General features: G+C 48.5%; 16 protein-coding genes. 7 read left to right on the forward strand and 9 right to left on the reverse strand.

What is annotated here, in order from left to right; translation table 11 throughout:
- Positions 1-53: 53 nt before the first annotated feature.
- The 3 genes from HMPREF2872_RS01690 to HMPREF2872_RS01700 are packed head-to-tail and all read right to left on the reverse strand — an operon-like array spanning position 54 to position 3,540.
- Complete coding sequence (locus HMPREF2872_RS01690; protein ID WP_070630744.1) at positions 54-572, reverse strand: PqiC family protein; 519 nt, start codon at positions 570-572, stop codon at positions 54-56.
- Positions 572-2,233, reverse strand: coding sequence for an intermembrane transport protein PqiB (pqiB, locus tag HMPREF2872_RS01695; RefSeq protein WP_070630745.1), 1,662 nt, complete (start codon positions 2,231-2,233; stop codon positions 572-574). Before pqiB ends, HMPREF2872_RS01690 begins: the two co-directional genes overlap by 1 nt.
- Complete coding sequence (locus HMPREF2872_RS01700; RefSeq protein WP_083311714.1) at positions 2,230-3,540, reverse strand: paraquat-inducible protein A; 1,311 nt, start codon at positions 3,538-3,540, stop codon at positions 2,230-2,232. Before HMPREF2872_RS01700 ends, pqiB begins: the two co-directional genes overlap by 4 nt.
- A 403-nt stretch (positions 3,541-3,943) precedes the next feature.
- Here HMPREF2872_RS01700 and HMPREF2872_RS01705 point away from each other — a divergent pair, with 403 nt between their 5' ends.
- On the forward strand, positions 3,944-4,567 hold the full coding sequence (locus HMPREF2872_RS01705) for a biliverdin-producing heme oxygenase (protein ID WP_070630747.1): 624 nt from the start codon (positions 3,944-3,946) through the stop codon (positions 4,565-4,567).
- Positions 4,568-4,687: 120 nt separating this feature from the next.
- Here the strand turns inward: HMPREF2872_RS01705 and HMPREF2872_RS01710 are convergent, their stop codons facing one another.
- Complete coding sequence (locus HMPREF2872_RS01710) at positions 4,688-6,229, reverse strand: surface lipoprotein assembly modifier (RefSeq protein WP_070630750.1); 1,542 nt, start codon at positions 6,227-6,229, stop codon at positions 4,688-4,690.
- A 368-nt stretch (positions 6,230-6,597) separates the two neighbouring features.
- On the opposite strand from HMPREF2872_RS01710, the gene HMPREF2872_RS01715 reads away from it, so the two are divergent.
- Together HMPREF2872_RS01715 and HMPREF2872_RS01720 are read left to right on the forward strand one after the other, a co-directional pair.
- On the forward strand, positions 6,598-7,593 hold the full coding sequence (locus HMPREF2872_RS01715; RefSeq protein WP_070630752.1) for a Slam-dependent surface lipoprotein: 996 nt from the start codon (positions 6,598-6,600) through the stop codon (positions 7,591-7,593).
- Between the two features lie 54 nt (positions 7,594-7,647).
- A complete protein-coding gene (locus HMPREF2872_RS01720; protein WP_070630754.1) occupies positions 7,648-10,065 on the forward strand; it encodes a TonB-dependent hemoglobin/transferrin/lactoferrin family receptor in 2,418 nt (805 codons plus the stop codon).
- Positions 10,066-10,274: 209 nt separating this feature from the next.
- Here HMPREF2872_RS01720 and mnmC read toward each other — a convergent pair whose 3' ends face one another.
- Positions 10,275-11,885 carry an FAD-dependent 5-carboxymethylaminomethyl-2-thiouridine(34) oxidoreductase MnmC1 gene (gene mnmC / locus HMPREF2872_RS01725; RefSeq protein ID WP_070630756.1) on the reverse strand — a complete coding sequence of 537 codons (1,611 nt, stop codon included), beginning with the start codon at positions 11,883-11,885 and terminating at the stop codon, positions 10,275-10,277.
- Positions 11,886-12,010: 125 nt separating this feature from the next.
- Between mnmC and HMPREF2872_RS01730 the strand changes: the two genes are divergently transcribed.
- A complete protein-coding gene (locus HMPREF2872_RS01730; RefSeq protein WP_070630758.1) occupies positions 12,011-12,598 on the forward strand; it encodes a tyrosine-protein phosphatase in 588 nt (195 codons plus the stop codon).
- 74 nt (positions 12,599-12,672) lie between these two features.
- On the opposite strand, the gene cysE is transcribed toward HMPREF2872_RS01730, so the two are convergent.
- Positions 12,673-13,491 carry a serine O-acetyltransferase gene (gene cysE / locus HMPREF2872_RS01735; protein ID WP_070630760.1) on the reverse strand — a complete coding sequence of 273 codons (819 nt, stop codon included), beginning with the start codon at positions 13,489-13,491 and terminating at the stop codon, positions 12,673-12,675.
- 150 nt (positions 13,492-13,641) lie between these two features.
- On the opposite strand from cysE, the gene grpE reads away from it, so the two are divergent.
- The 3 genes from grpE to HMPREF2872_RS01750 all read left to right on the forward strand — a co-directional run bounded on the left by grpE (position 13,642) and on the right by HMPREF2872_RS01750 (position 16,956).
- The gene (grpE, locus tag HMPREF2872_RS01740; protein WP_063076262.1) at positions 13,642-14,214 is read left to right on the forward strand and encodes a nucleotide exchange factor GrpE; all 573 of its coding nucleotides are present in this window, start codon (positions 13,642-13,644) and stop codon (positions 14,212-14,214) included.
- A gap of 304 nt (positions 14,215-14,518) precedes the next feature.
- Positions 14,519-16,450, forward strand: coding sequence for a molecular chaperone DnaK (gene dnaK / locus HMPREF2872_RS01745; protein WP_070630761.1), 1,932 nt, complete (start codon positions 14,519-14,521; stop codon positions 16,448-16,450).
- A gap of 269 nt (positions 16,451-16,719) precedes the next feature.
- Positions 16,720-16,956 (forward strand): hypothetical protein, encoded by a 237-nt coding sequence (locus HMPREF2872_RS01750; RefSeq protein ID WP_283118961.1) that lies wholly within the window; start codon positions 16,720-16,722, stop codon positions 16,954-16,956.
- Between the two features lie 54 nt (positions 16,957-17,010).
- Here HMPREF2872_RS01750 and HMPREF2872_RS01755 read toward each other — a convergent pair whose 3' ends face one another.
- From HMPREF2872_RS01755 to HMPREF2872_RS01765, 3 genes are all read right to left on the reverse strand, one after another.
- The gene (locus HMPREF2872_RS01755; protein WP_070630763.1) at positions 17,011-18,351 is read right to left on the reverse strand and encodes a DUF2868 domain-containing protein; all 1,341 of its coding nucleotides are present in this window, start codon (positions 18,349-18,351) and stop codon (positions 17,011-17,013) included.
- Positions 18,352-19,075: 724 nt separating this feature from the next.
- Positions 19,076-19,444 carry a hypothetical protein gene (locus tag HMPREF2872_RS01760; RefSeq protein WP_070630765.1) on the reverse strand — a complete coding sequence of 123 codons (369 nt, stop codon included), beginning with the start codon at positions 19,442-19,444 and terminating at the stop codon, positions 19,076-19,078.
- A 380-nt stretch (positions 19,445-19,824) separates the two neighbouring features.
- Positions 19,825-21,807: a DUF927 domain-containing protein gene (locus tag HMPREF2872_RS01765; RefSeq protein ID WP_070630766.1), complete on the reverse strand. Its 1,983-nt coding sequence runs from the start codon at positions 21,805-21,807 to the stop codon at positions 19,825-19,827.
- Between the last annotated feature and the right edge of the window lie 52 nt (positions 21,808-21,859).

Genomic DNA, 21,859 nt, shown 5'->3' on the forward strand with positions numbered 1-21,859 from the left:
TTATGAGTGTCCAAGATTTGGGGGCCAGTTCAGTTTTCAGACGGCCTTTTGGTTTAATAGGCGATCATATCGGCAACCTGTGACAAGCCGTTTTCCAACGATTCGAGCATGGCGGTATAGCCGTCGCCTTGTTGCGGCGTGACGGCGTTAAACGGTTTACTGCGTCCGTCCGGCCATAGGGCGTAGCCGCTGACGGTAGTCTGCCCCTGATAGCTGCCTTGGAAGGCTTCGACATAGATTTTCAGGGTTTGGCTGCTTTGGCTACGTGAGGCGGGAACGAAAGTATGGCGCGGGTTGAGGCGGTTGAGTTTGTTGCTGAAGTTCGCCGCCAACGCGCCATCGAGCGGTGCCGCCCAAAGGTGGTTTTTCGCCAGATTCACATGATAGGCATCGGTTTGGTAAACGAGGCCACCGTTGGCAAGCGGTTCGGCAAGGTTGACTTTGACTGCGATTTCGTTGCCATGCGCAGCCGGACGGATGTACTGGCTGTCGGGCAGGACGAAATATTGTGTGCTTTGTGCAGTGCCGCAGGCGGCAAGCGTCAGGGCGGCGGCAATCGGGAAGAGGCGCATTATCGGCTTCCTTTCGGGATGGGGTCTTTGCTGCTGCTGTTAAAAATCAGCGCGTTGGGTTTTTCTTTCAAAGTATTAATCACGGGTTGAACGTCTTTTAAGGTTTTATCCAAACTTTGCAGCGTATTTTGTACGTCGCCGTAGATAGGCGATTGAGGCGATACGCCTTGCAGGGTTTGACGCAATTCTTTCAGGGTTTGGTTCAACTCGTTCGGAATGTTTTGTGTCTGCGGTTTGCCAACCAGTTTGTCAATAGAGCTTAGGGCGGCATTGGCAGATTTGAGTGTGGACTTGAGTTCGGCAAGCGAACCGTTCAAGCCAGCAACGGTTTTATCTAATGGCAGATTATTGAACTTGTCTAACAAATCGGCCACTTTGGCTTGCAAATCGTCCAAACCGCCGCCTTGGGTTGCGATAACGGTATCGCCTGCATAAACGGTATGCGGTCGCAGCTTAGGCGAGGCAGAAGGCTGATCGTTCAACTCAATCATTTTGCTGCCGGTCAGCAGGTTGTTGCTGGAGATGGTGGCGGTCAGGCCTTTGTTTAAGGCCGTCTGAAATTGTTGTTTCCAATGTTCTTTGCTTTGTTCGTCGGCATTGATTTCCAAACGGGAAGGCTCAATGCGGATGCGTACGGGAATCCAGCCGTTTTCAAACAAGTGCAGGCTGTCGTTGCGGTCGAAATAAGGGACATCGGAAACCACGCCGACATTCAGGCCTTTGTATTCGACAGGAGAACCGGCAGACAGGCCGCGGACGGATTGTTTGAAAAATGCGGTGTAGTACAGCGAGCGGTCGTCAGGCAGGTTGGCAACTTCGCTGCGGCTGTCGTAAAGCGTGAAGCTATCCTCGCTTTTAACGTTTTTGCTGTCGCTTGTTTTAGGCGAGTCAAAGGAAATCGCGCCGGACAGCAGGGCAGGCAGAGGGGCGGAGTTGAGTTTGACGCCGCTGCCCGTGGTTTCGATATTAATGCCGCTTTCCAGCCAGAAACGGCTGGCGGAATTAATCAGTTTGTCGTTAGGGCTTTGGATGAAGATGGTGTAATGCACGCTTTGGTCGGAAGGGTCGAAATGTGCGCTTTCTACTTGGCCGACCATAAAGTTTTCATACAAAACAGGGCTGCTGACGTTGAGGATGCGGTCATTTTTGCCGATCAAGTTCAGGCGCAGGCCACTTTGACCGATGGCGGCAATCGGCGGAATGTCTTGGACGACAAATACGTCTTTGGTTTCTTGGCTTTTGCCCGGTGTAAATGCAATATATGAGCCGGAAAGCAAGGTTCCCAAGCCGGTAACGCCGCTTTGGTCGATACGCGGTTTGACCACCCAAAATTGGGTATCGCTGCGGATAAGGTCTTTGGCATCGGCGCTGAGCTGCGCAGTGACTTCCACGCCTTTTTGGTCATCGCGCAATTTGATGCGGGTAACGTGTCCAACATCGACGTTCAACACCTTAATAACGGTGTTATTGACCTCGATGCCTTCGGCGCTGTCCATCAACAGCGTAACGACAGGGCCGCGGTTGCGGATGTCTTTAACCAAAAGCCAGCCGCCGGCAATCAGCGCAATCAGCGGAATCAGCCACACGATAGACGTGAAGACATTGGTTTTCTTGACACGCGCCGGGGCGTGATAATTGGGTGAAGAATCGTGTTTTTTCATTGTGTTAAGGTCTGGTCAGAATCAAGGCCGTCTGAAAGCTGCTGTTGCTTGTCCCAAATCAGACGGGGATCGAAATAATAGGCCGAAAGCATGGTCAAAATAACGACCAGGCAGAAGTAAATCGCTGCACCACCCGGCACGACGCGCGCCATATTGGTGTGGAACGAACTCATCAAAATAATAATCACAAAAATATCAATCATCGACCAGCGGCCGATGGATTCGGTAATCCGATACAAAACCGACATCTTGTCCGCGCTCATCACGGGTTTGAAGTATGCGGAATAAATCAAAACCGCCATCGCAATAATCTTCAAAACCGGCAGCATAATACTGGCACTAAAGATAATCATGGCAATCAAGCGGTCTCCGTCGTTCCACATATAAACAATGCCGTTGAAAATCGTGTTGATCTCCAAAGCCGTCGGGTTGGACGAAATCATAATCGGCAGGATGTTGGCAGGGAAATACAGGATAAACGCCGCGACCAAAAACGCCAGTGAAATGCTCAGGCTTTTCGGGCGGCGACGGTATAAGTCCGCACCGCATACGCCGCAAGGCTGCTCGTCTTTATCGCGGAAATACAGGCAGCGGCTGCAACAGATTTTGTCTTCAGTGGCCGTCTGAACCGCATGGCCGCCGGTTAAACGGTGAATCTTATAATAAACCCAATGCTGCGGAATTGATACCGAAGTCCGAATCAGCATGACCGACAACGGAAACATCAGATAAAACGCCGAACCGAATTCTACCGTAGCAACAGACGAGAGCTTGATATACGCCACCAAGGTGGAAATAAAAAACACATCCACCATAATCCAATGACGCAGCCGTACTAATACGCGCGTTGCAAAGCGCAGCGCAGGGTAGGCCTTTTCGCGTATCAAGGCCGTATAAACATAAAGGCAGAGCAGTAAAAACAGTAAAGGCGCACCAAAGGTAAGGATAAACATCACTTCCGCCAGAAAACCATAATCCAGCGAAATCAAAAGTCGCATCATTTGCGGCAACGACAAAATCGATGTTACGCCGAACAAATCGACGCGGATATACACCATATTGTACGCGAACGCCATCAGAATCAAGCTTGTCAGCGCATAGGCAATCGGCGCGATATACGGATTGTTTTCCACTTCCACAATTTCATGGTTACACACCGGACAATGCGCTTCCTGTCCCTGACGCAGGCGCGGAATATCCATACGGCAGCCGCAATCCGGGCATTCCACCGTATGTGCAGGCAGCGTCGCATCAGGAAGATAAGACTTGTAGCGCCACCAGCGATGGTAGGCAGGAATCCGTTTCATGGTTCGGCAGGGGATAAAGAAGGTGCAAAGAGTGTCGCATTATAAAGGAAAACAGAAGGATAGCCCAAATTTAGGTTGATATTTGATTGAATAGCGGCTGTTTAATAAAGTTTGGGCCGTCTGAAAAGTTTGAAAAGACTTCAGAAGGTTATTGCTATGGGCCGTTAAATTTTATTAATAGGTCTTGGTTTTGTTTATTGTCATTAGTATAAAAATAATATATATTCTTATTCCTGAAAAACGCGATGAGACTTGTAGATTTGTGGAAGGTGTGCGGTCAATGAACCTGAAGCAGGTTAAGAGTTATCTTCTTTGTTTTTAAAACGATTCTTTTAAAATTAGACGGTATTTTTAACCATAAAGGCCGTCTGAAACCATTAGTCCCTTATTCAAAGGAAACATCATGAGTGAGACCCAAGAGCTGACTTTCGCCAAACGCTTGAAAGAGCAAACCACGACAACGCACGACAGCGTTGATAACCTGGTTATGTCCGTTCAACCTTTTTCTAGCAAAGAAAACTACATCAAATTCTTGAAACTTCAATCTGTTTTCCATAAGGCTGTTGACCATATCTATAAAGATGCCGAATTGAACAAAGCCATTCCTGAACTTGAATACATGGCACGTTACGATGCCGTGACTCAAGACTTGAAAGACTTGGGCGAAGAGCCTTACAAATTTGACAAAGAATTGCCACACGAAACCGGCAATAAAGCCATCGGCTGGCTGTATTGCGCCGAAGGTTCTAATTTGGGCGCAGCATTCTTGTTCAAACACGCTCAAAAACTTGAATACAACGGCGAATTCGGCGCACGCCACCTGGCTCCGCATCCAAACGGCCGCGGCAAACACTGGCGCGCTTTTGTCGAGCATCTGAACGCTTTGAACTTGACTCCTGAAGCCGAGGCAGAAGCCATTCAAGGTGCGCGCGAAGCATTTGCTTTCTATAAAGTGATTTTGCGCGAAACCTTCGGTTTGCCGGAAGGTGCAGAAGCGCCTGAAGGTATGACACCGCACAGACTCTAAAAAATAATTAAATCAAACAGACAAGGTCTCGGCGTAGATGTTTGCAGGGGCCTTTAATTACACTACAAAGTTTTGTTTGAACGGGTTGCTGTCTTATACCTACTCAGATTTGACTCTCCTTTAAAAATTCCATTCACCACCTAATGACCATTGATGAATATTACGCATTGCATAGGGTGCATTGCTACGGGTGTGACTATAACTATAATTCAAAGTAGGGGTAATGCCTTTATAAGATAATTTGTTGTGACTAAGGCTGATAGAGAGGGAGCGCTCCCGGTTGCGTTGCGACTCCGTACCGAATGCCATAATGCCTTTATAGCGACGGTTGGCAAATGAAGCGGTAAGTCTGCTGTTAAGCCTGCCTAAAACCTGCCATTGTTGTATCCAACCTATATTGAAACCGTTGCGGTGGTAGGCCGCATTGTTGACAGTATTACGTATGTTTTTGTTTTCAGGAACAAAACGGTTGTATTGCCAACCGCCGAACAGGGTCGTACTGCCGAAACGGCGCGCTAGGGAAAGATAAGTACTGTCGTGCCAACCATCGTTGCGCAGTGCACGATCAGTTTCCCGATAGTTTTGGCGGTAGCGCTCCAGCGAGTAATAAAGTTGTGTTGCGTTACCGAGATTGACCATATGCGAAAGCTGTACGCCAACACCGTGTGCCAGCATATACGGCGCGGCGCGACGGTTATTTTCTTTTTTGCTGTCAAACTCGCTGCTGCCTGCCAACTGTGCCTGATAAAACGGTAAAACGCTGACGGTTTGTTTGCCATCCTTGCGCTGCCATCCCAAATAAGCCCTGCCGAACGCATCGTCGTAAGCCGATTGACGGTCGAAAAAATAGCTTGTGCCGCTGAGGTTGGTGCGGAATTTGATGGCGTGATGCCGATACAATGGGGTGAGTTTTTCGGTGTTCAATTCGTAATTCAAGCCGTTGGCACTGACAGGTAAGGTAACACTGCATGCGGTTTGCCCCCTTGTTTCGATGCAATAACGCGGAGCAGCGTTGTTGGCATTATCGTTATGCACGGGGCTGATTCCGCCAGACCATTTCCATTCTGTCTGCCGTTTGACGGCTTCTTGAAAACGTTTGACATTTTCCAAAACGGGGGCAGGTATATCGCGTTGCGCGGCATGACGAAAATGCATCGTTGCCTCACCCAAACGATGGTCCTGAAACTCTGCAGCTGCCAAATCCAACAATATGCGGTCGTCTGAAACGTCAGATTCATAAAGGGTACGATAACGTTCGACCGCTTCGGAATTTCGTCCTTTCAACTTTGCCAGCAAAGCATCGGCACGTGCAATCAGCTTGGGATTGTGGTTGGGCTGTTTGCGGTAAAGTGCGGCAAGCGAAGAAACCAAATCTGCGCTATTGCCGTTAAGTGCTTGAATCAGCGCATCCTCAAGAATATGCGGGTTTGCCGCTAAAAAATCATCGTTAATCAGAGTCGGTCTGCCTATATTCTCATTCTTTTCAGGCGACCTTTCTTCCTCAGATAAAATATCTAACCATTGTTTCTGTTGTACTTGTACAGCAGTATTCTGAGAAGAAATATTCTGCCGAACACCCTCTTCGGGAAATTCAGCAAAGACTGCTGACGGCAATAGGTAGCACAAAGAAGCTGAGACAATTTTTTGTTTTATTTTTAGCATTTAAAGTCATCCGAAATATATGTATATATTGCAGGGCAAACCGTTTCTAATAAGGGATTTGCTCTTATCATAAAACTGCCTGAGGCATCTCAGGTAATTTTATTTTTGCATAAAAAATACAGATTCGTATTTAGATTTATCATTATAACGGCAAATTTACGAAATATATATAACTTATTTATTTTTATAGGATTATAAATTACGTAAATATATTTAACAGAGAGAGGATAGCATAAAGATTCACCCTAACTACTGATAGAGAAAATATTGGTATTGCTAAAATAAAATATTTATTACACAATATTTCATATTATTAGTAATACTTATCATTATTGTATTTGAGAAGCTTGTATTTAGAGAGATTGGTTATGAAAATTAATGTATTTATAGTACCCATTGCAACTACCTTTATTTTGACTGCATGTGCAGGTGGAGGTGCATCTGAACCCAAAGTTCCCGTTGCTATTCCGACAGCGCAACCTATCGCCAATGTTAAGCTGAGCGATGAAAGCAGTGCGATACAGACCATCAATACCCTTTCCGGAAAAGGTGGCAGCCTGCATGAAGCGGAGCTCGAAGTAAAAACATCATGGGGCAGCTATACCGATAAGCAATATGTCTATCAAACCCCTTCAGGCAACTATTACAACATCAGCTCATATTCCGACCCGATTGTCCCCTCCTACTCCAGCCCATCTTATGCCCTGCGTACACGCCACAAAGGTCAGCCTTTATCCGAAGGTGGAAAGCTGTTTGTTTGTTGCAGCAGTTCCGGACAGTTCACCTACGCGCCCGCAACCAAACATGATCACCTCAAATTCGGCGCATGGATAAGTTCAGACGGCACGGCAGACCTGTTCGTCGGCGGTAAACCTGTTGGCACGGCGAAACCGTCTTATTACACTCCGTCAGACAGTACTGTGGCAAAAGGCAAGACCACATACGAAGTTTGGGCAGTCCGCGTCCGCAACGGCAATATCGTTACCTCAACCTACGATCCGGGCAAATCCTCCGGGTCGTCTGAAAAAACCGCTCCCAAACTTTCACTGCTGACAGCCAATTTCAACACCAACAAACTCGGCGGCACGATTTTAGGTAATGCGGATTACGGTCCGGACGTCGTAATGAAAGATGTGGGCATTAACGGCGTTGATTTCTCAGGCACTGCCGAATCTGACGGTAAAAACGGCAAAGTCGAAGGAAAATTCTTCGGTCAGTTTAAAGGCGGCGATAAAACAGAAGTCAGCATAGGCGGCAAAGTTACCTTCGATGCTGACAAATCGTTAGATACTGTATTTGGCGGCGTAGAAAATTCATCAGACCGCAATACGACAGATACAAGCTTGACACCTGTCAGCCAGTAACTGCACATCAAGCATTCCAATAATAGATAATCAATATATATTAAGAGGCAAAAAATGTCCTTCCATTTTAAACCTGTACTGCTGGCAGCTATTGTCAGCCAAACTTTCCCTGCCTTAGCGGCCGATCCTATTCCTCAAGCTTATCAGGAGTTGAATGAAGTCAAAGTCATTGGCGGCCGCAAAGTACAAAAACTCGGTGAAGAGAAAATCCGCCGTCAGGCTTTGGATAAACAAATGGTCTCCGATGAAAGCGACTTGGTGCGTTACGATCCGGGCATCAGCGTCGTTGAAGGCGGGCGCTCAGGTTCTAACGGTTTTACCATACGCGGTGTCGATAAAGACCGCGTTGCCATCAACGTGGACGGACTGGCACAAGCAGAAAGCAGGTCGTCTGAAGCATTCCAAGAGTTGTTCGGCGCATACGGCAACTTCAATGCCAACCGCAACACTTCCGAACCCGAAAATTTCTCGGAAGTAACCCTCACCAAAGGTGCGGACTCGCTCAAATCCGGCAGCGGTGCATTGGGCGGTGCCGTCAACTATAAAACCAAATCCGCAAGCGACTATGTTTCCGAAGAAAAGCCCTACCATTTGGGCATTAAAGGCGGCTATATCGGACGCAACAGCCAGAAATTCAGCAGCATAACCGCCGCAGGAACTTGGCTGGGCCTGGATGCATTGATGGTTTATACCCGCCGTTTCGGTAAAGAAACCAAAAACAACAGCGACGCTGCCGATACCGTCATCACCGACAACAAACAAAGCTGGAACCCGAATGCCGGCAGCACCAACTACGGCAGCCGCGGCGTAGCCCGCAGCAAACCCGATCCACAAGATTGGGTAAACAAAAGCACCTTATTCAAACTGGGTTACAACTTCAACGATAAAAACCGTATCGGTTGGATTTACGAGGATTCACGCACCGACCGCACGACGACTGAATTATCCAATATGTGGGCGGCAAACTGGAAAGGTGAGGCTCTGGGCGATACCCGTTCCCGTCAAGATATTTCCTACCGCAAACGCATCGGTTTCGAATACAAAAACCAACTTGACCAAGGACCATGGGACAGCCTCAACCTGCGTTACGACCGTCAAACCATCGACATGAGTACCTGGACTTGGGACTTGCCGACCGATTACGCCCAAAACGGTATCAATAGCGACGTATATCATATGTTCCGCAACATCCGTCAAAAGACCGCACAATATAGTGTAGACACCGAAAAACAAATCGACTTCTCCAAATCGGTATGGGCTATGCAATACGGATTGGGCGGTTCTAAAAACGACAACGGTAATAGCGACCATAGCTATTGGGTACGCCTATACGACCCGAAATATCAAACGTCCAACAACCAAGAATTGACTATGCTGGTCGAAAGCTCCTCCAAAAACCGTTTTGCCTACTGGAACAACACCTTCCAATTCGGCGACAGCAGCCAATACCGCCTCAATGCCGGGGTTCGTTACGACAACAGCAGCAGCAAAGCCAAGGACAACCCCAACTATACCCCTGCCATCCGCGGTCAAATCCCCTATCTTGGCAGCGAGCGTAAACACAGCGGTTTCAGCTACGGTTTAGGATTAGACTGGAAATTCACTCCGCATTTGAATCTTTTGGCAAAATACAGCACTGGCTTCCGCGCGCCGACTTCAGACGAAACCTGGCTATTGTTCCCGCATCCTGACTTCTACCTTAAAGCAAACCCTAACCTTAAGGCAGAAACCGCCAAAAACTTCGAGCTGGGACTTGCCGGCAGTGGCAAAGCCGGAAACTTTAAACTCTCCGGCTTCCAAACCCGCTACCGCAACTTTATCGAGCTGACCTACATGGGCGTGTCCTCAGACAACCCCAACAGCCCTAATTATGCGCCGATTTCCGACGGTACCGCATTGGTCAGCTCACCCGTTTGGCAAAACCAAAACCGTTCCTCCGCATGGGTGAAAGGTTTGGAATTTAACGGCACATGGAACCTCGACAGCATCGGTTTGCCACAAGGTACGCACGCAGGTGTCAATGTCAGCTACATCAAAGGCAAAGCCAAACAGACCAACGAACAGGAAACCCCGATTAACGCACTTTCGCCGTGGTCTGCCGTTTACAATCTGGGCTACGACGCTCCTTCCAAACGCTGGGGTATCAATGCGTACCTGACACACACTGCAGCTAAAAAACCGTCTGACACCGTTCACAGCAGTGATGATTTGAACAACCCATGGCCATTTGCCAAGCACAGCAAAGCCTATACGCTTTTCGACCTGACAGGCTACGTCAACTTGGGCAAATACTTCACCCTGCGCGCCGGTGCGTACAATATTGGCAACAAAAAATACTACACTTGGGAATCGCTACGCAGCATCCGCGAATTCGGTACAGTCAACCGCGTTGACAACAAAACCCATGCCGGTATAGAACGCTTCACCTCCCCCGGCAGAAGCTACAACTTCACGCTTGAAGCCAAGTTCTAAGGTAATTAGAACAGAAAGGAAGGTTGGTAAAGCTACAGCACCACCAACGGCGTTGACCGCGATGGCAAAGGCTTAGATCGCTACCGTGCCCCAGGTCGCAACTATGCCGTGTCTTTGGAATGGAAATTCTAAGCAGTTAACGGATAGCTAAAGGCCGTCTGAAAGTTTTAATGACTTTCAGACGGCCTTTTTTATTTACAGCGAAATCCTTAATCGGATAACAACGGTTGCTGCCGAACAATCGCGCGGATGATGGCGCGGTTGGGGTGTAGCGCGGTTCTCAGCCTTTGCGATAGCGGATGCGGCAAGCCGAGTATTTCGGCTGCAATGGCGGCGGCGCAGATGGGGGCTGTCGCCAGTCCGCGCGTGCCGTGTGCCGTATTGATGTAGGCATTGGGCAGGTAAGGGCAGGGGATATTGTCGAGGCGGTAGTTTTTGTCCAATGCCAGCTTGGCGTAAGCGGACTGCATGGCGGTGATGTCGCCGAGCGCGCCGACAACGGGTAAGTGGTCGAGGCTGTCGCAACGTAGGGCGGCATGGCCTTGTGTATTTTGAAGGCCGTCTGAAAACGAATCTTGCTCAAACAGGGATTGTGCCAATGGCGGATTGAGTTGTTGCAGGGCGGTGCGGTTTTCGGTTTCTTCCTGCGGATACCAAGTTTCATCGTTGCTGTTGAGGACAAATGTCGCGCCGTAGCAGTGGCAGCCTTGCCAGCTCGGGCTGATGTAGCTTTCGCCGGAAATGGCGCAACGCAGTTTTTGTGAAAACGGGCTGGCGGATACAACGCCGGTTTGTCCGCGGATTTGGCGGAAAGGCAGGGCGGAGACGTTGGTGTCGGCGGCAGTCGGGCTGTGCGCGCCCATACAGTAAACGATATGGCTGGCGTTGAAATGCGCGTCCAGCGTGTGTGCCGTCCATTGTGTGCCGTCATGTGATACTGCGGTCAGCGGCGAATGTTCGTGCAACTCAATCAGCGGATGATTCAATAAGGTATGCACGACGGCGGACGGATTCAGCCATACGCCTTGCGGCCAGTAAAGGCCGTCTGAAAATACGTCTATGCCTGCGATGGACGCAGCCTCTTCAGCAGATACGCTGCGGTAGAGGTGCTTATGCTGGTGTTGCAAACCCAAGGCCTGATTGCGTTTGCGTTCGCTGTCGTCAAAATTCAAATGCAATACGCCGTCACCGCCCCATACGTCGGAGTCGGGCAGCAAGTCTTCCAATAATCGGCGCGTGTAGCCGTAGCCTGTCAGCAGCAGCTCGGTTTGTTCGGTATCGTGTGGCGAGATTTTGGCGTAGAGCAAGCCTTGGCGGTTGCCGCTGCCTGCCTGCGCCGCTTTACCGGTCTCCAAAACCGTAACGCGTACGCCGTGTTCAGCCAGTTTGCGCGCGGTCGCCGCGCCGGCAATGCCTGCGCCGATAATCAGGACGTGTTCGGGTGCGGCTTGATGTTCAGGCCGCCTGAACCAAGGTTTTAGAGGAATAGGGGCGGATTGGGATATGGCTTCGGTTTGCCATTGGATATGATGGAAATGTTCGTGTAAGCGGTCGGTGCGGTGTGGCGGAACCAGCCAGAGATGCACATCAGGCAAGATGTTTTCTAAAACATTAACACTGTTGAACTGAAGACATTTCATGGCTTGAGCGAGACGGTTGTTCAGACGGCCTTCAAGCTCGGAGGGATGATTTGACAGCGGAAAATCGGGAATACGGTTTTCAGGCAGGCAGACAATCAAATAAAGCGGTACGGTATGTTGTTCGATTGCGCGGCAAAGGGTAGCAAGGGAAGGCGTGGTGTTCCAAGCAAGGTAGGTCATGATGAAAGGCCGTCTGAAAAAAGAGGCTTTATTGTAACGCGGTTTGCGCGGATAGAATATCCGAACGGGTTTTGATAGAATCGTATGATATTTTGATTTCCAAGTGATTTTCATACAGGAATTTTATGCGCCGTCTTTTATTGTGCCTTCTCGCTTCCGGCTTGCCCATTGCTTGCTCGGCCGCGCCACCGGATAACGGCAAAGCCGTTCAGTCCGAGCGTTGGGCAACGCCCGTCAAACACGATGCCAACCTTTATCGCATCGACGACAAGCTTTACCGCAGCGAGCAGCCTGTTGCCGAAGATGGCGAAGCCATCGTCAAACTGGGCATTCAAAGCGTGATCAACCTGCGCTTTTTCGACCGCAACGATGACGATCATTTGAAAGAGTATGGTTTGACCTTGTTAAACCGTCCGTTGCTGTCATGGAGCATTAAGCCGAAAGAGATTGCGGAAATTCTATACTTAATTGAAAAACAACAGCAAAACGGCGCAGTGCTTATCCATTGTTATCACGGAGCAGACCGTACCGGTTTGATTGCCGGAATGTACCGCATCATTTATCAAGGCTGGACAGCGGAAGAGGCAAAAGCCGAAATGCAGCACGGGCCTTACGGTTATCACAGCATTTGGAAAAACATTGCCAAGCTGTTTACCGAAGAGAAAGTCAAGCAGGTTAAAACGCATTTGGAAGCCTTGCGCAAACGCGGTTGACGCCAAGATTCAAAACATAAAAAGGCCGTCTGAAAGATTTGTTTTTTCAGACGGCCTTTTGAATGGCAGACGGTTTAAATCACAAAATCCGTAGATGATAATTGAATGCTTTGATCCATATCGGCAGACGGGGTTTGGGAAGAGCGGCCAACCGGTTTGGCCGGTACGCCGACTACGGTAATCGAAGACGGTACATCGGCAACCACCACGCTGCCTGCGCCGATTTTGGCATTTACGCCGATGCGGATGTTGCCCAAAATTGAGGCATTTGCACCAATCATCACGCCATCGCCGATTTTCGGGTGGCGGTCGCCGCTTTCTTTGCCCGAACCGCCCAGCGTTACGCCGTGGAGGATGGAAATATTGTTGCCCAAGACGGCAGTTTCGCCGGCCACAAAACCGGTGGCATGGTCGAGCATCAGGCCGTGACCGAAACGAGCGGCCGGGTGTATATCGACACCGAAGACTTCCGACATGCGGTTTTGCAGGAAATACGCCAGCGTTTTACGGCCGTTTTGATAGAGCCAGTGGTTGATACGGTGTGCCTGTACGGCGTGGAAGCCTTTGAAATATAAAAGCGGCAGCGAATATTCATCACAAGCAGGGTCACGCTCATAAATGGCTTTCAAGTCGGCCTCGACACATTTGCTGATACGGGTGTCCACGCTCAAAGCCTGCTGATAGATTTCAAACAGCGCGCGCACATCCATAATCGGGCTGCCCAGTTTGCTGGAAAGATGGTAGGCAAGTACCGAATCGAGCGAATCGTGGCGTAACACGGTTTGATGCAGGAAGCTCGCCAGCATCGGTTCGGCCGCGGCTGCCGCTTCTGTTTCTTCGCGGATGGTGTGCCACAGATTAAAATCGGTTGAATTCAAATGGTCTTTTTTCATATTCGAGGCCGTCTGAAGAATAAAATCAGATGGCTATCTTACCGTTTTCCAACGTCTTTTAACAAGGCATTTGATAATCGACGTTCAAATGCTTGAAGTTTTTTCAGACGGCCTTATATATGGGTAATTGAATGCCAACACTCTAAAAGGATGTCAGAAATGACGGATCGTAACGAACAACACCAAAACGAAGCCGAAGAAGCGGCAGCCGTAGAAACTGCTGAAGCAGTTGAAACCGAACAAGCCGAAGTACAAGCTGAGCCGACTTACGAAGATCTGCAGGCGCGTATTGCCGAGTTGGAAGGCCAGCTCAAAGACAGCGAGCTGCGCGGTTTGGCAAACGAGCAAAACCTGCGCCGCCGCCATCAGCAAGAAATCGCCGATACCCATAAATTCGCCGGACAAAAATTTGCGGCCGAAATGCTGCCTGTCAAAGACTATCTTGAAATGGCGCTGCTCGACCAAAGCGGTAATTTCGATGCCCTGAAAATGGGCGTGCAAATGACTTTGAACGAGTTGCAAAAAGCGTTTGATGCCACCCATATTAAAGAAATCAATCCTCAGGCAGGCGAGAAGCTTGACCCGCATTACCACCAAGCCATGCAGGCAGTGGTCAGCGAGCAAGAGCCGAACACCATCGTCAGCGTGATGAAAAAAGGCTACACATTATCCGACCGCGTTTTGCGTCCTGCGATGGTTGTCGTGGCGAAAAAAGAAGATTGAAGGCACCGCTTGATACAGTTTATCAAGCATAAAATCTTCAGACGGCCTTATCCGGTTTCAAAGCCTGATGTTCCGCTATTGGAAAATCATTCCGATAAACCGGAATCGGAAAATTAAAACCGGCCGTCTGAAAAAAGAATAAACGGCTTGTGGATAAATAAATCAAGTACTTGAATTTAATTTGAAAAAAAATTCAAATTAAGCCTTGAAAAAAAATGAAGCAACCTTATTTACAAGCCATCGGAACGAAATGTTCCACAGGATTATTAATTTAGAAAAGTTTATTTATTAGGAGCAACATAATATGGCAAAAGTAATCGGTATTGACTTAGGTACAACCAACTCTTGTTTGGCCATTTCTGAAAATGGTCAAACCAAAGTGATCGAAAATGCAGAAGGTGCACGCACTACTCCTTCCGTTATCGCTTATCTGGACGGCGGCGAAGTCCTCGTCGGCGCACCCGCCAAACGCCAAGCGGTAACCAACGCTAAAAACACCATCTACGCTGTAAAACGTTTGATCGGTCATAAATTTGAAGACAAAGAAGTTCAACGCGACATCGAATCCATGCCTTTCGAAATCATCAGAGCCAACAACGGCGACGCATGGGTGAAAGCGCAAGGCAAAGAGCTGTCTCCGCCGCAAGTTTCCGCAGAAGTCCTGCGTAAAATGAAAGAAGCCGCTGAAGCTTACTTGGGCGAGAAAGTCACTGAAGCCGTGATTACCGTTCCGGCCTACTTCAACGACAGCCAACGTCAAGCGACTAAAGACGCAGGCCGCATCGCAGGTTTGGAAGTAAAACGTATCATCAACGAACCAACCGCAGCCGCTTTGGCATTCGGTATGGACAAAGGCGACAACAAAGACCGCAAAGTAGCCGTATATGACTTGGGCGGCGGTACCTTCGATATTTCCATCATCGAAATCGCCAACCTCGACGGCGACAAACAATTCGAAGTATTGGCAACCAACGGCGATACTTTCTTGGGCGGTGAAGACTTCGACCAACGCTTGATCGACTACATCATTGACGAGTTCAAAAAAGAACAAGGCATTGATTTGAAACAAGACGTAATGGCTCTGCAACGTCTGAAAGAAGCTGCTGAAAAAGCCAAAATCGAGTTGTCCAGCGGTCAGCAAACTGAAATCAACCTGCCATACATCACTATGGACGCAACCGGCCCTAAACACTTGGCCATGAAAATTACCCGTGCCAAATTTGAAAGCCTGGTTGAAGATTTGATCCAACGTTCTATCGAGCCTTGTAAAGTCGCATTGAAAGATGCCGGCTTGAGCACCAGCGACATCGACGACGTAATTTTGGTCGGTGGTCAAAGCCGTATGCCGAAAGTACAAGAAGCCGTTAAAGCCTTCTTCGGTAAAGAGCCTCGTAAAGACGTGAACCCTGACGAAGCTGTTGCAGTAGGTGCAGCGATTCAAGGCGAAGTATTGAGCGGCGGCCGTAGCGACGTATTGCTGCTGGACGTAACGCCTCTGTCTTTGGGTATTGAAACCATGGGCGGCGTGATGACCAAGCTGATTCAGAAGAACACCACCATCCCGACCAAAGCGTCGCAAGTGTTCTCTACCGCCGAAGACAACCAAAGCGCAGTAACCATCCATGTACTGCAAGGCGAACGCGAACGCGCTTCTGCCAACAAATCTTTGGGGCAGTTCAACTTGACCGACATCGCACCTGCACCACGCGGTATGCCACAAATTGAAGTTACTTTCGACATTGACGCCAATGGTATCTTGCACGTTTCTGCCAAAGACAAAGGTACAGGCAAAGCGGCCAACATCACCATCCAAGGTTCTTCAGGTTTGAGCGAAGAAGAAATCGAACGCATGGTGAAAGATGCCGAAGCCAACGCTGAAGAAGATAAAAAACTGACTGAATTGGTCGCTTCCCGCAACCAAGCTGAAGCCCTGATTCACTCTGTGAAAAAATCTCTGACTGACTACGGCGACAAACTCGACGCTACCGAGAAAGAAAAAATCGAAGCTGCGTTGAAAGAAGCTGAAGAAGCAGTTAAAGGCGACGACAAAGCCGCTATCGATGCCAAAGCCGAAGCTTTGGGTGCAGCCAGCCAAAAATTGGGCGAAATGGTTTACGCTCAAGCGCAAGCCGAAGCACAAGCAGGCGAAAGCGCACAAGCCGAGCCGTCTTCCGCCAAGAAAGACGATGACGTGGTAGATGCCGACTTTGAAGAAGTAAAAGACGACAAGAAATAATTGAGGTCGTCTGAAAAAAAGCGCGAATCGAAAGGTTCGCGCTTTTTGTCGTTTGGGAAATGTGTAAAGACACTTTGTCAAAATTGACGGTAAACTTTTAAAAGCTTGCTACATCATCGTGTTGCCATACTTCTATTGCCGAATTTTGAACAGATTTCGCTGAATGCTGACAGCAGCTGACAGTTAAAGCCATTAATATTTTGTCCATCGCTTGAGTGCGAATAAATTCTTATTTTTACCTCAAATCAACCCCTTGAAAGAAGATAAATATGAAAAAACTGATTCAAATGACCTCTTTGATGGTTGCAGCTGCCGGTTTGGTATTGGCTCCAGTCGCTTCTGCACACGGCAAACACGAAATGCATCCGAAACAAGAACGTATGCACAAAAAAGCCAAACCGCAAAAAATGAAAAAACTGCACCTAAAGCCAAACACCACGCAACCAAGCCCAAACATCATCAAGAGCATCGCCACGACCATCATTAAGATGAATCCTCAACAATAAATAAGGCCGTCTGAAACCCAAACATCAGGTTTCAGACGGCCTTTGGTTTATCTGTCAAATAGAGCTTTGCCGTTTTTCTTGTGCCAAACGGGTTGGTTCCAACCAGGCAATGTTTCTTTCTGCCAGCGCATCGCGCCAATAATCCAGTTTGGTATCCAAATCTTCAGAGAAACTGTCTTGATTCAAAAGTTGAATGATAACGCCGCCGTCCGTCGCTTCGGCCAAACGGCTGATTTGACGCAAAATGCCGCGGTCGGGAACAGTTTGCGTGCGTACGCCGATGAGAAGTTGCGCCGGAGTTTGTTTCAATTCGGCTTCTAATTGTTCCAAATCTTTTCTGCCGGCGGCCACGCCTTTATCTATCCATTCTTGTGCCAAAACGCCGGAAAACCAAAGCGGCTCAGGCCATTCCGTTTCCAGTGTAACTGCCCATTTGGGCGCATTATTCAGCGTAATTTTAGATGAAACAGGGATGATGTTTTCCTGAAAATCATCGGCATCGACAATTTTCGTTTGCCATGTGCGGAGGATGTTTTGATAGTACGGCTGATTCAAATCCAAACGTTCGCGAAGGGTTTTTAAAGTAATCTTGCAAGCCAGCCAAGCAAGCAAGCGCGGCAGAATGCCATAACAGATAATGCTGCCGATGAGTAAACCTGCCCAAGCGCGTGCATCTTCGATATGATTGTTCAGACGGCCTGCAATTACGGCCTGACTGTCGGGAACAGGAAAGCCCAAACGTTCCGGCAGCCATGACAAAGCCTCAACCGTTTTCACCAATGCCGTATTACTTAAAAGCGTGCTTTCCCAGTTGAATGTATATTGACGTACCAAAAGCAGCAGCAAAACAGAAACCAACATTCCCGACAGCGTGCATAGCCATAGACCGTGCGAAGTTGCACCAATCAGCCAACGCGTTTGCGGTTTGCGCCATTCATCCACATAAAGCCGCAAAATTGCCTGATTGACAGGATCTTTGCCTCGGAACCAAGTTGCCGGACTGCTGATAAAGTGCACATTTTTCAAACGCAGGAATAAAGTCGCCAGCCACACCAGCAGCATGATTGTATTCATGCCCAAAATCCCGGCCAAGACCAGAAAAAAGTTCAGTCCCTGATTGTCCATCAAAAGATAAGTGCTGGAAAAACCGACCGTAAACAACAATGTCGCCGCAACAATCCAAAGCCAAAACGAGCCTGTCTCCACCTGTTGCAACACATATTTTAAATGCTGGTCGCGGTCAATGATTTGGGCGCGGCGTATCAGTTTTTCCTCGTTGCCGCCATCAATATGCTGCAACGCTTCCGTCGCCTGCACAGGATCTCCCGGAAAAATATAGGCACGTTCTTCAAGGATACGGACCAATTCGACAAGTTTTTGTGATGGATTCAACATAAATGATAGGCCGTCTGAAAGATACAATGGAAACAGCTGTAAAAGCAGTTTCGATTTCGAATGGGTGTATAGTGGAATAGATGTAAAAAAGCAGCCCGAAAGCTGCTCATTTTGAGTGACGGATAGACAAAAACTCCGATATTAACACCTTGATTTAGAATGGATAAATTTTCATTAAATCCGAAAATACCGTAAATAATACCGTAATTTTGCACAAGTCAAAATTTTTCGGGGCTAATTTTCATCTTTACATAGGACGTTCTAATATCCTTACTATCCATTCGTTTAGGCTGCCCAATACCTCAAAACAGCCTGATTAAAGCTAGCAGGCTCGTACTTTACCCGCTGGGGCAATATGCCGTCAAGGGCAAGCCCGCGCTGATTGTAAAGGCTATTTAGACTGTACAGAATACACACGCAATTTTATATCAAACAACATTTGATTAATTAACAGTTTCCCTTAAACAAAAACGCCTAAAAACTAGGAAAATATATGCGTGGGAAAGCAGAGGGTTTCCCAAAACTACCATATCCAAACTTTGAATACCCCCACCCCGTAGATGGGTTTTCTTTGATATAAAATGCTAAAAAACCTTTGTTAAACAGACTGTTAAAATATAACTTTAACAATTTTACAGGGGAAAAAATTCTGCAAATGGGAGGGCGGGGGGTTTCCAAAATCTATGCTGTCTAAACTTTTATACCCCCTTACCCTTTATTCTGATTAACTCTTTCTTGCCCTATCTATCAGACGGAATAAATCGCCGTCGTTTTTCCTTTGGTTCTTCAAATAGTCTGTCAGCACAAATCGAACTGTTATTTTCAATACTGTTTCTATTGCTCCTAAATATGGCTCTTGAACAGGGTAAACGATACCGCATACCGTCAGGAAATTGCCTGCTCTATATTCTGCCAGTTCCTCCATTGCCTGCTTGTCGAATACAATCAAATCCGCGTTTAAATCCCGCGTCTTCATCGCGCCCATTGCGTATCCGTAAGCTGTCATCTTGGCTATCAGGTAGGGCGAACCGCGCCGCGTCCTCATCGGTTTTGGGTCTAAAAGCAGCCTTCCGCTAACTATTCCATCTATCATCTTGATTTTCCTTAATTTGTTTGTTTTACATTTTCCCTTTTATATAAAACGCAAAAATCTTGTAGGTCTTGTAGGGCTGGTAGGTCTAACCTTAATAATCAACGGGTTACAAGTGCCGATTCGTAGGTCTGTTGTAGGTCTGAATGTAGGTCAGAAGCTGCCGCAGTTCAAATTAACTGAATTGTCAGACCTACACTAGACCTACACTAGACCTACACTAGACCTACAAATCAAAAACGCTGTTAAAACCTGTTTAAACTCTTATATTCAAAGTGTTATAGGCAATATTGATATTTCTGCCCTACAAGACCTACATATTTTTGAATTTTTCGCGTCATGAAGAAAACACAGGGTTTGCCCATGCTTACCCTGTCAGCCCTTCAATCCCCCGCGCCGTTTTCTTCAGGCGGGGCTATTCCTCTAAAACAGTAAAGGCGTATCCGCGCGGGTAACAGGTTTTCACCGACTAAGGATTGCGGAACTTTGGCTTTAAAGTTTCGCCCGTCCTTTTTCAGCCAGCCACAATCTGCCAGCACTCGGCACACCAGCCCTAAATCTTTGCCCTTACAGATTTCATCTTCAAAGACTTTATCTAAGACGTACCATATCGGCGGCTCGCCCGTTCTTCTCGATTCCAAGATGTAGCCCGCGTGATTGCGCTTGGTTTCTATCGTATCGCCAAGGTATTGAATCGAACCGTCAGCCTTTTTCGGGTCTTTGATAAAACGTTCGCTATATCCATGCTCAAGCATAAAGTCTTTGGCGGCTTTCAGAATATCGCGCTCTTCCTTGTTTTCTGTTCCCGCGTGTTCAAGCCATGCGTCAAAACAGGTCTTCACGCCGTCAGCCCCCGCGCCTTGAGGAACACCTGTAATTCCCCATTGCCCTGCTACTTCCAATGCAGCGGCGGCAAGGGCAAACCGTTTTGCTGCCCGTATAGGCTGGCTTGCCAAATCGGACGGCAGACGCGCCAAAAATGCCTGATACAGTGCATTCAGACGACCTATCAGCCCGCTTTTATTTGCTGCCGCCTCAAGGGTCAGACGTTCGAGATAGGCGCGTAAAGCAGTGCCGTGATAGGTTTTTGCGGACTGTTCCAAATGCGCTGCCAGTAAATCAGGGCGGGCGAACTCGTGCAGATTCTCGAATACGCCATAACCTTTGCCAGCGTCAGCAGGAATGGCGGGCAGTCGGACGGCTTGCCCTGCCTGCCATTGCAACCCGTATTTCTTCATGAAATATTCGGGTTCATATTCCCCATTGGAAATTGCCAGCACGCGCCATGTGAGGTGTTCGCGGTTGCCGCCTTCCTTAGCCCCTTGTCCTTTCTTCGCGCCGTTGAAGACGGCGTATGCGGCAGTATCCAGCGTTTTGCCATCTGCCTGTCCCATTTCGTCCAGCATAATCACGCTGTCCGAATTTGCAGCGGCGGCATTGTCGAAACTCAAGCCCGTGCCGTTCCACTGTATACGCAGTTCTTCAGGATTACCCACAAGGGACAGCGCGGTCATGCCCGATACGCTCTTGCCGATACTGGACTGTCCGAAAAAGTGGAAGCCGCCGTTTTCGTGCTTCATGACTGCCAGCAACGGGGCGGCAAACACCGCGCCGACGGCAAGCAGTAAGCGGCTGTTCCCTTCAAGATAACGCCCGATGTTTTCCTGCCATTCCTCAAGGCTGCCCGCCGCGCCGTAAGCGCGCTTTTTGCTCAAATCACCGATATAGAAAACAGGCGTTTCAGGTTTGCCGATGATTTCGCCGTTCGGCATGATGTAGGCGGTAAAGGTTTCATCACACCAGCCGCCGCGCTTGCTGAAAAGGTATTCCGTCTGGTCTCCCTCCCACTGGATATAGTTCACAAGCCGCGCAATCGCCTGTCCGTTTTGGTTCACACCTATGCCGTTTGCCCTCAAAAATGCCAGCCCGTCAGGTCTGCCAGCGATTTCAAGCGGCATGGCAACGGTTCGATATTCCCCGCCTCCGTGCCGTTTAAAACGCAAAAGACGGTATTCTTTCTCGTCGGTACTCTGCCCGCGTCCGACTATCTCGAACGGGTCGGACAACAAAACGGGCGGTTTCATGTATTCCGTGCCGTCTTTGCTGTTTGCCGCTTCATGGAAGTAAACGCCCGCATTTATGCCGCTTCGCGTTACGCTGTAATACGACCTAAGCCCTTCGCCCTCTGTTTCGGCGATATGCTGCAATGCTTCAAAATCGCTTTTTCCGCCTATGTGCAATTTCAGACGACCTTTGCCCTTAGCAGCCTGTTTGCCGCTGTTTGGGGCGCGTTTGGGGTCGTCTGAAACGCCGTTTTCAGGTTTATTCGGTTTGTCGTTTTGATTTTCGTCCTTGCGGTCTGTCATTTTGCCGCTCCTTTCTGAATATTTGCCGCCAACACATCCAGCGCGTCAGCCC

Source organism: Neisseria sp. HMSC069H12 (genome assembly GCF_001812735.1).
Taxonomy (GTDB): Bacteria; Pseudomonadota; Gammaproteobacteria; order Burkholderiales; family Neisseriaceae; genus Neisseria; species Neisseria subflava.

What these genes read in the sequence shown, in the direction of transcription:
- HMPREF2872_RS01690 (WP_070630744.1), bottom strand. Translation starts at nt 572, where the DNA reads ATGCGCCTCTTCCCGATTGCCGCCGCCCTGACGCTTGCCGCCTGCGGC.
- pqiB (WP_070630745.1), bottom strand. Translation starts at nt 2,233, where the DNA reads ATGAAAAAACACGATTCTTCACCCAATTATCACGCCCCGGCGCGTGTC.
- HMPREF2872_RS01700 (WP_083311714.1), bottom strand. Translation starts at nt 3,540, where the DNA reads ATGAAACGGATTCCTGCCTACCATCGCTGGTGGCGCTACAAGTCTTAT.
- HMPREF2872_RS01705 (WP_070630747.1), top strand. Translation starts at nt 3,944, where the DNA reads ATGAGTGAGACCCAAGAGCTGACTTTCGCCAAACGCTTGAAAGAGCAA.
- HMPREF2872_RS01710 (WP_070630750.1), bottom strand. Translation starts at nt 6,229, where the DNA reads ATGCTAAAAATAAAACAAAAAATTGTCTCAGCTTCTTTGTGCTACCTA.
- HMPREF2872_RS01715 (WP_070630752.1), top strand. Translation starts at nt 6,598, where the DNA reads ATGAAAATTAATGTATTTATAGTACCCATTGCAACTACCTTTATTTTG.
- HMPREF2872_RS01720 (WP_070630754.1), top strand. Translation starts at nt 7,648, where the DNA reads ATGTCCTTCCATTTTAAACCTGTACTGCTGGCAGCTATTGTCAGCCAA.
- mnmC (WP_070630756.1), bottom strand. Translation starts at nt 11,885, where the DNA reads ATGACCTACCTTGCTTGGAACACCACGCCTTCCCTTGCTACCCTTTGC.
- HMPREF2872_RS01730 (WP_070630758.1), top strand. Translation starts at nt 12,011, where the DNA reads ATGCGCCGTCTTTTATTGTGCCTTCTCGCTTCCGGCTTGCCCATTGCT.
- cysE (WP_070630760.1), bottom strand. Translation starts at nt 13,491, where the DNA reads ATGAAAAAAGACCATTTGAATTCAACCGATTTTAATCTGTGGCACACC.
- grpE (WP_063076262.1), top strand. Translation starts at nt 13,642, where the DNA reads ATGTCAGAAATGACGGATCGTAACGAACAACACCAAAACGAAGCCGAA.
- dnaK (WP_070630761.1), top strand. Translation starts at nt 14,519, where the DNA reads ATGGCAAAAGTAATCGGTATTGACTTAGGTACAACCAACTCTTGTTTG.
- HMPREF2872_RS01750 (WP_283118961.1), top strand. Translation starts at nt 16,720, where the DNA reads ATGAAAAAACTGATTCAAATGACCTCTTTGATGGTTGCAGCTGCCGGT.
- HMPREF2872_RS01755 (WP_070630763.1), bottom strand. Translation starts at nt 18,351, where the DNA reads ATGTTGAATCCATCACAAAAACTTGTCGAATTGGTCCGTATCCTTGAA.
- HMPREF2872_RS01760 (WP_070630765.1), bottom strand. Translation starts at nt 19,444, where the DNA reads ATGATAGATGGAATAGTTAGCGGAAGGCTGCTTTTAGACCCAAAACCG.
- HMPREF2872_RS01765 (WP_070630766.1), bottom strand. Translation starts at nt 21,807, where the DNA reads ATGACAGACCGCAAGGACGAAAATCAAAACGACAAACCGAATAAACCT.